Origin of the sequence: Reyranella sp. (assembly GCF_036558665.1) — a bacterium.
In the GTDB taxonomy this organism is placed as follows: domain Bacteria; phylum Pseudomonadota; class Alphaproteobacteria; order Reyranellales; family Reyranellaceae; genus Reyranella.
In genome coordinates this window covers 1-6,045 of sequence record NZ_DATBFE010000050.1, presented here as the reverse complement: position 1 = coordinate 6,045, position 6,045 = coordinate 1, and the positions used below count along the sequence as shown (strand labels likewise).

Sequence of the window (6,045 nt, the reverse complement as noted above, 5' to 3'; positions counted from 1 at the left end):
CTCGCCGCGCTGTTCGTCTTCCTCGGCGCCTTCGTCTACGGCATCGTCTACACCGTCTGGCTGAAACGCCGCAGCGTGTGGAACATCGTGGTCGGCGGGCTCTCCGGCAGCTTCGCCGTGCTGGCCGGCGCGGCGGCGGTTGATCCGGTGCCGCAGCCGGTGCCGGTGACGCTGGCGATCGTCCTCTTCCTGTGGACGCCGCCGCACTTCTGGAGCCTCGCGGCGGCGCGCGGCGAGGACTATGTCCGCGCCGGCATTCCGATGCTTCCGGTGGTCGCCCCGCCGCGCGCCTGGACGCTCGCCATCCTCGCCCACACGGCGGCCCTCGCGGCGATCTCGCTGCTGCCGCTGGGCTTCGGCATGGGCGCGCTCTACGGGCTCGGCGCCGCGTCGGGCGGCCTCTTCTTCCTGTGGAAGAGCTGGCGCCTGTGGCGCGAGCCGACGCCGGCCAACGCCATGGCCAACTTCCGGGCGTCGCTGCTGCAGCTCTGCCTGCTGGTCGCGGGTGCGCTGCTCGACGGCCTGGCGCCAACATGAGGAGCGCCATGAGGAGCGGCATGAGCGGGCGATCGGCAATGGCCGCGCTCGCGCTCGTGCTCGCGTTGCTGGCGCTCGGCTCGTCGATGGCCTTCGGCGAGCCGGCCCGGCGTCTTGAGCCGCGGCAGGCGTTCGCGACCAGCGAGGCCGCCGTGGGACGCTCCGTCGGCGACCACGTGCTGGTCGATTCCAGCGGCGCCGTGCTGCCGCTCGCGTCGTTTCGCGGCAAGCCGCTGGTGGTGAGCCTGGTCTACACCTCGTGCAGTTCGGTCTGTCCGCCCGCCACCCAGCACCTGCTGGACGCGGTTCGCGAGGCGCAGCGCGCGATCGGCGCCGACCGCTTCGCCGTGCTCACGGTCGGCTTCGATGCGCGCACCGACACGCCGGCGCGGATGGCGCAGTTCGCGTCGTCGCAGGGCGTCGACCTGCCCAACTGGCGTCTCGCCAGCGCCGACGCCGCCACGATCGAGGCGCTGCTCGCCGATCTCGGATTCAGCTACGTCGCCATCGCCGGCGGCTTCGACCATGTCACCCAGACCACCATCCTCGACCGCGACGGCAGGGTCCAGCGCCAGATCTACGGCGACACCTTTCCGCTCCAGATGCTGGTCGAGCCGCTGAAGGACGCGGTCTGGAGCGGCGCCGCCCCGGCGACCGTCACGGGCCTGCTCGACAGGCTGAGATTCATCTGCACCACCTTCGATCCGGGCGCGGGGCGCTATCGCATCGACTACGGCCTCGCCTTCGGCAGCCTGATCGCCGCGCTGTCGCTCGCGGTCATGGGCGGGCTCATCCTGCGCGAATGGCGCCGCGCCGGCCGAACGTGAGGTCCGCGCGATGATGTCGTCGGTGCGCGGGGCGTTGCGGTGGGGGTTCGAGCTGGTGGAGCGGCCGCTCGACCGGCTGTTCGGGCCGGCGCTCAATCCGCTGGGCCAGCTCGGCGCGCTCGGCTTCTTCTTCTTCTGGATCGTCGCGGTGAGCGGCATCTACCTGTTCGCCTTCTTCGACACCGGCATCGAGCGCGCCTTCGGCTCGGTCGAGCGCATCTCGACGACCTGGTGGTATCACGCCGGCGTCATGCGCAGCTTTCACCGCTACGCCTCGGACCTGATGGTCGTCACCGTCGCCCTCCATCTGTTGCGCGAATTCTCGCGTGATCGCTATCGCGGCGCGCGCTGGTTCTCGTGGTTCACCGGCCTGCCGCTGGTCGCGCTGATCTACATCTCCGGCATCACCGGCTACTGGCTGGTGTGGGACAGGCTGGCGCAGTACGTCGCCGTGGTTTCGTCCGAGCTGCTCGACTGGCTGCCGATCTTCGGCGAGCCGATCGCCCGCAACTTCGTGGCGACGGGCACGCTCAGCAACCGCTTCTTCACGCTGATGGTGTTCCTGCACGTCGCCGTGCCGCTGTTCCTGCTCTTCCTGATGTGGGTGCACATCCTGCGCATCTCGCGGCCGCGCATCAACCCGCCGCGCACGCTGGCCGCGCTGTCGCTGGTGGCGCTGGTGGGCGTCTCGCTGTGGCATCCGGCGCTGTCGCAGGGCCATGTCGATCTCGCGAAGGCGCCGGTCGAGGTCGGCCTCGACTGGTTCTTCCTGCCGCTCTATCCGCTCGGCGCCCTCTGGGGCAATGGCGGCGTGTGGGCGCTTCTCGGCGCCTTCTCGATCATGATCGGCCTGATGCCGTGGCTGCCGCCGCTCCGGCGCGCGCGCGCCGCGGCGGTCGATCTCGATCACTGCAACGGCTGTGCGCGCTGCGCCGAGGATTGTCCCTACGAGGCCATCCGCATGGTGCCGCGCACGGACAAGCTGCCCTTTCCGACCGAGGCGCGGGTAGATCCGGCGCTCTGCGTGTCGTGCGGCATCTGCGTCGCCTCGTGCCCGTCCTCGACGCCGTTCCGGCGCAGCGACGAGCTCAGGACCGGCATCGACCTGCCGGACTTCCCGCTCACGGTCCTGCGCGAACGCACGATCGCCGCCGCCGGGCGGCTCGCCGCGACACCGCGCGTGCTGGTCTTCGCCTGCGCCCATGGCGGCGGCGCCGGTCGCGAGGGCGCGGTGATCCTGCCCTGCGTGGCGATGGCGCCGCCGTCGCTGATCGATTTCGTGCTGAGCCGCGACCTTGCCGACGGAGTCGTGGTCGCGGGTTGCGCCGAGAACGCCTGCCATCACCGGCTGGGCGTGGCCTGGACCGGGCAGCGCTTCGCCGGCAAGCGCGATCCCTACCTGCGCGAGCGGGTGCCGCGCGAGCGCATCGCCACGGTCTGGACCTCCGCCCTGTCGGCCGGCCGCGCCGACGAGGCGATCGCCGCCTTCGCCGCGCGAGTGGCGGCCCTGCCGGCGCCGGCGCCGCGCCGCGTGCGCGAGAAGGTGCCATGACGCGGCTCCTGCGCACGGCCGGCCAGTTGGCGGCGATCGTCTTGCTGTTCGCCGCCGTGTCGGCGTTCTCGGCCTGGCCGGTCTATCGCCAGACACCGCCCGGCACGGCGGTGCTGCTGCTGACCTTCGTCCACGGCTCCGACCGCAAGGCCGAGTGCCGCCGCCTGACGCCGGAGGAGATCGCGAAGCTCCCCGCGAACATGCGGCGCACCGAGGTCTGCCCGCGCCGCCGCATGCCGCTTCATGTCGAGCTGGACGTCGACGGCCGGACGGTGTTCGCGGCCGAGCTGCCGCCGACCGGCATCGCCGGCGACGGCGCCTCGCGCGTCTACCGGCGGTTCGTGCTGCCGGCGGGCGAGCACGAGCTTGCCGTGCGCATGCGCGACAAGGCCTCGACCCGCGGCTTCGATCACGAGCGCAGCGGCCGCGTCGCGCTCGCGCCCGACCAGCTGATGGTGATCGATTTCCGCGCCGACAGCGGCGAATTCGTCTTCCGCTGACTGGCACGGAGAAGGAGGCGCCCATGTCTCTCCTGCGCTGGAGCGAGCGCTACCGGGTCGGCATCGCGGCGGTCGACCACGAGCACCGTGAGCTCATCGACCTCATCAACCGCCTGCACGACGCCTTCCTGCAGGACCGCGGCAACGCCACGGTCGAGGGTCTGTTCGGCGACCTTCTGGCGGCGATCTCCAGCCACTTCGCCCTCGAGGAGCGCTTCATGCGCGAGCACGGCTATGACGGGTTCGCCGCGCACAAGGAGGATCACGAAAGGCTGCTCGACGAGATCCGCGAGATCATGGACGACTTCCGCGATCATGCCGAGCTGGCCGGCCAGGAGCTCACCCGCCGGCTCGACGCCTGGTTTTCCCGCCATTTCGAAACGCACGACGCGCGCCTCCACAGCGCGCTGTGGCATCCTCGGACATGAGCCACCGGGCCGGCCGGTGCGCCGAACGGCCAAGATCAACCGCACAGGAGCAAACGTCATGAACAAGCTGGTCGCGATCGCAACCGTCCTCCCGATCGTCGGGTGGACGCAGGCCCGGGCGCAGGATGTCGAGGCCGGCGAGAAGGTCTTCAAGCAGTGCACGATCTGCCACATGGTCGGCGAGAACGCGAAGAACAGGGTGGGCCCCGTGCTCAACGGCCTCGAGGGCCGCAAGGCCGGCACCATCGCGGGCTTCAGCTACTCGAACGCCAACAAGTCGTCCGGCGTCGTCTGGACCAAGGCGGAGTTCCTCGACTACATCCGCGATCCCAAGGCGAAGATCCCCGGCACCAAGATGATCTTCGCCGGCGTCAAGGACGAGGGCCAGGCCAACGCCCTGTGGAGCTACCTCGCGCAGTTCGATGCCGACGGCAAGAAGAAGTGACCGGCAGGCGACGGGGAACGTGACCGAGCCTTCCGCCGCCGCCAGGGTGCGATGCCGCTCATTTCCGGGTGCGGATCAGATCGATGGCGCGCCGCCAGGCGATCCTGGGAACCAGTCGCCGCTGGTCGGCAGGCATGCGGGCATCCATCAACGCTTTGGCGAGCCTGTGCACGCTCGCGGATGCCTTGCGGACGTGGCCGGCATCGAACGGCGGACGCGGGTCGTATTCGATCGCAAGCTGAATCGCCTCGGCGCGCTCACGGCCGGCGATTTCACCGGCCAGCCAGAGCGCCAGGTCGATCCCCGCCGACACTCCGGCGGCCGAAACGATCCTGCCCGAGCGCACGATGCGTTCGTCGGGCCGCGGCTTCGCACCCATGATCGCGAGCACGCCCATCTTGTACCAGTGCGTCGTGGCGGGCGCGCCCTTCAGGAGGCCTGCCGCGGCCAGGATCAGCGCGCCGGTGCAGACCGACGCGGTCCACGTGGCCGTTCGGTGCACCTCGCGCAGCCAGTCGAGCACATCGTCGTCCACCATCTGGCCGGGTGTGGTCATGCCTCCCGGGACGAGCACCAGGTCGGGCGCTGTCGTTTCGCCGATGGTGTGCGTGACCCCCAGGAGGAGCGCGCCGCCTTCGGTGCTAACCGGTCCCACCTCCTTGCCGACGAACCGGACTTCCGCATCGGGAATGCGCGACAACACTTCCCACGGACCCACGGCATCGAGCGCGGTAACGCCCGGATAGAGAAGAATTGCGACCTGAAGGGAGTTGTTCTCTTTTTCCATGGCGGACAGCCACCTTCCTCGATGCCGCCGGACGCCCGGCGTTCTCCTGAGCTCGTCTAGAAGATCGGGTAGCCCGGCGTGAGCAGGTTGGCGGGATCGAAGCGGCGCTTGGCGGCGCTCAGCCGGGCGAACGCCGGGCCGAAATGGCGCCGCCAGTCGTCGCGCGTCATGGGCAGCGCGCTCACCGGATAGAGCGTGCCGCCGGCTTCGCGGATGCGCTGATAAAGATCACGGTTGTCCTCGATGAGCCGGCTGATCGTGCCGCTGTCGGCGGTCGCCGGCATGCGGACCAGGTTGAAGGCGTAGCAGAGATCGTCCGCCGGCAGCCGTGCCAGCGGACTCGTGACCGATCGGCGGGGAAAGGCGGAGAGCGAGACCTGGCCGAAGGGTCCGAGATCGGCCGGGGTCAGCCGGGCCAATACCTCGCCGGCGACCGCCTCGATCCTGGCATCGCCGACGAAGGTCATCAGCCAGGGATGGGGCAGAAGCCATTGCCCGTTGCCGCGCAGCTTTGCCTCGAGCGCGGAGAGCCGATCGAGGTAGTCGAAGTAGGAAAGCGTGGTGGCCTGCCGTCGCGAGCGGTCGTCGGACAAACCGGCCAGCACCGTGTCGTCCGGCGCGCCGGAGGCCGCGAGGGGCCGGGCGGCGTCGAGCCGGAACGACCAACGCCCGGGCGCCGCGAGGACCGCGCCCGTCACGGCGTCGAACCGGGCGTCGGCGGCCAGCAGACGCTGGTCGTGCAGCAGGCTCGCGAGGTCCGGGTAGAAAAGGAGATGCCGGCGAACCAGCCGCGGCGCGGGAAGGAGCTTCAGTGTGGCCCGCGCAATCACGGCGACCTGGCCGAGCCCGGCGCGGACCATGTCGAACAGCTCGACGTTGTTCTGCGCCGAGCAGGCGACCTCGTGGCCGGTCCCGGTGACGACGTCCATCGCCAGCACGTTGTCGCTCTGCAAGCCGTGGCGTTGCGTC

At 70.3% G+C, this 6,045-nt stretch carries 7 protein-coding genes and 1 pseudogene; 6 read left to right on the top strand and 2 right to left on the bottom strand.

Annotated features, from left to right (window positions below):
• The 6 genes from VH499_RS07430 to VH499_RS07405 form a co-directional block, all read left to right on the top strand.
• The coding region (locus VH499_RS07430) for a protoheme IX farnesyltransferase (RefSeq protein ID WP_332052067.1) at positions 1-537 on the top strand (537 nt) is incomplete at its 5' end.
• 20 nt (positions 538-557) lie between these two features.
• A complete protein-coding gene (locus VH499_RS07425; protein WP_332052066.1) occupies positions 558-1,364 on the top strand; it encodes an SCO family protein in 807 nt (268 codons plus the stop codon).
• Between the two features lie 10 nt (positions 1,365-1,374).
• On the top strand, positions 1,375-2,916 hold the full coding sequence (locus VH499_RS07420) for a cytochrome b N-terminal domain-containing protein (RefSeq protein WP_332052065.1): 1,542 nt from the start codon (positions 1,375-1,377) through the stop codon (positions 2,914-2,916).
• On the top strand, positions 2,913-3,416 hold the full coding sequence (locus VH499_RS07415; protein ID WP_332052064.1) for a hypothetical protein: 504 nt from the start codon (positions 2,913-2,915) through the stop codon (positions 3,414-3,416). The genes VH499_RS07420 and VH499_RS07415 overlap by 4 nt, the downstream gene beginning before the upstream one ends.
• Before the next feature lie 23 nt (positions 3,417-3,439).
• The gene (locus VH499_RS07410) at positions 3,440-3,844 is read left to right on the top strand and encodes a bacteriohemerythrin (RefSeq protein WP_332052063.1); all 405 of its coding nucleotides are present in this window, start codon (positions 3,440-3,442) and stop codon (positions 3,842-3,844) included.
• A gap of 58 nt (positions 3,845-3,902) precedes the next feature.
• Positions 3,903-4,289 (top strand): cytochrome c family protein, encoded by a 387-nt coding sequence (locus tag VH499_RS07405; RefSeq protein WP_332052062.1) that lies wholly within the window; start codon positions 3,903-3,905, stop codon positions 4,287-4,289.
• Positions 4,290-4,347: 58 nt separating this feature from the next.
• Here the strand turns inward: VH499_RS07405 and VH499_RS07400 are convergent, their stop codons facing one another.
• Positions 4,348-5,076: a DJ-1/PfpI family protein gene (locus VH499_RS07400; protein ID WP_332052061.1), complete on the bottom strand. Its 729-nt coding sequence runs from the start codon at positions 5,074-5,076 to the stop codon at positions 4,348-4,350.
• Positions 5,077-5,132: 56 nt separating this feature from the next.
• A pseudogene (locus VH499_RS07395) lies at positions 5,133-6,045 on the bottom strand (FAD linked oxidase); the annotation flags it as partial.

Excerpts from the sequence above, each read along its gene's own strand:
- VH499_RS07415 (WP_332052064.1), top strand. The coding sequence starts at position 2,913 with ATGACGCGGCTCCTGCGCACGGCCGGCCAGTTGGCGGCGATCGTCTTG.
- VH499_RS07400 (WP_332052061.1), bottom strand. The coding sequence starts at position 5,076 with ATGGAAAAAGAGAACAACTCCCTTCAGGTCGCAATTCTTCTCTATCCG.
- VH499_RS07405 (WP_332052062.1), top strand. The coding sequence starts at position 3,903 with ATGAACAAGCTGGTCGCGATCGCAACCGTCCTCCCGATCGTCGGGTGG.
- VH499_RS07420 (WP_332052065.1), top strand. The coding sequence starts at position 1,375 with ATGATGTCGTCGGTGCGCGGGGCGTTGCGGTGGGGGTTCGAGCTGGTG.
- VH499_RS07425 (WP_332052066.1), top strand. The coding sequence starts at position 558 with ATGAGCGGGCGATCGGCAATGGCCGCGCTCGCGCTCGTGCTCGCGTTG.
- VH499_RS07410 (WP_332052063.1), top strand. The coding sequence starts at position 3,440 with ATGTCTCTCCTGCGCTGGAGCGAGCGCTACCGGGTCGGCATCGCGGCG.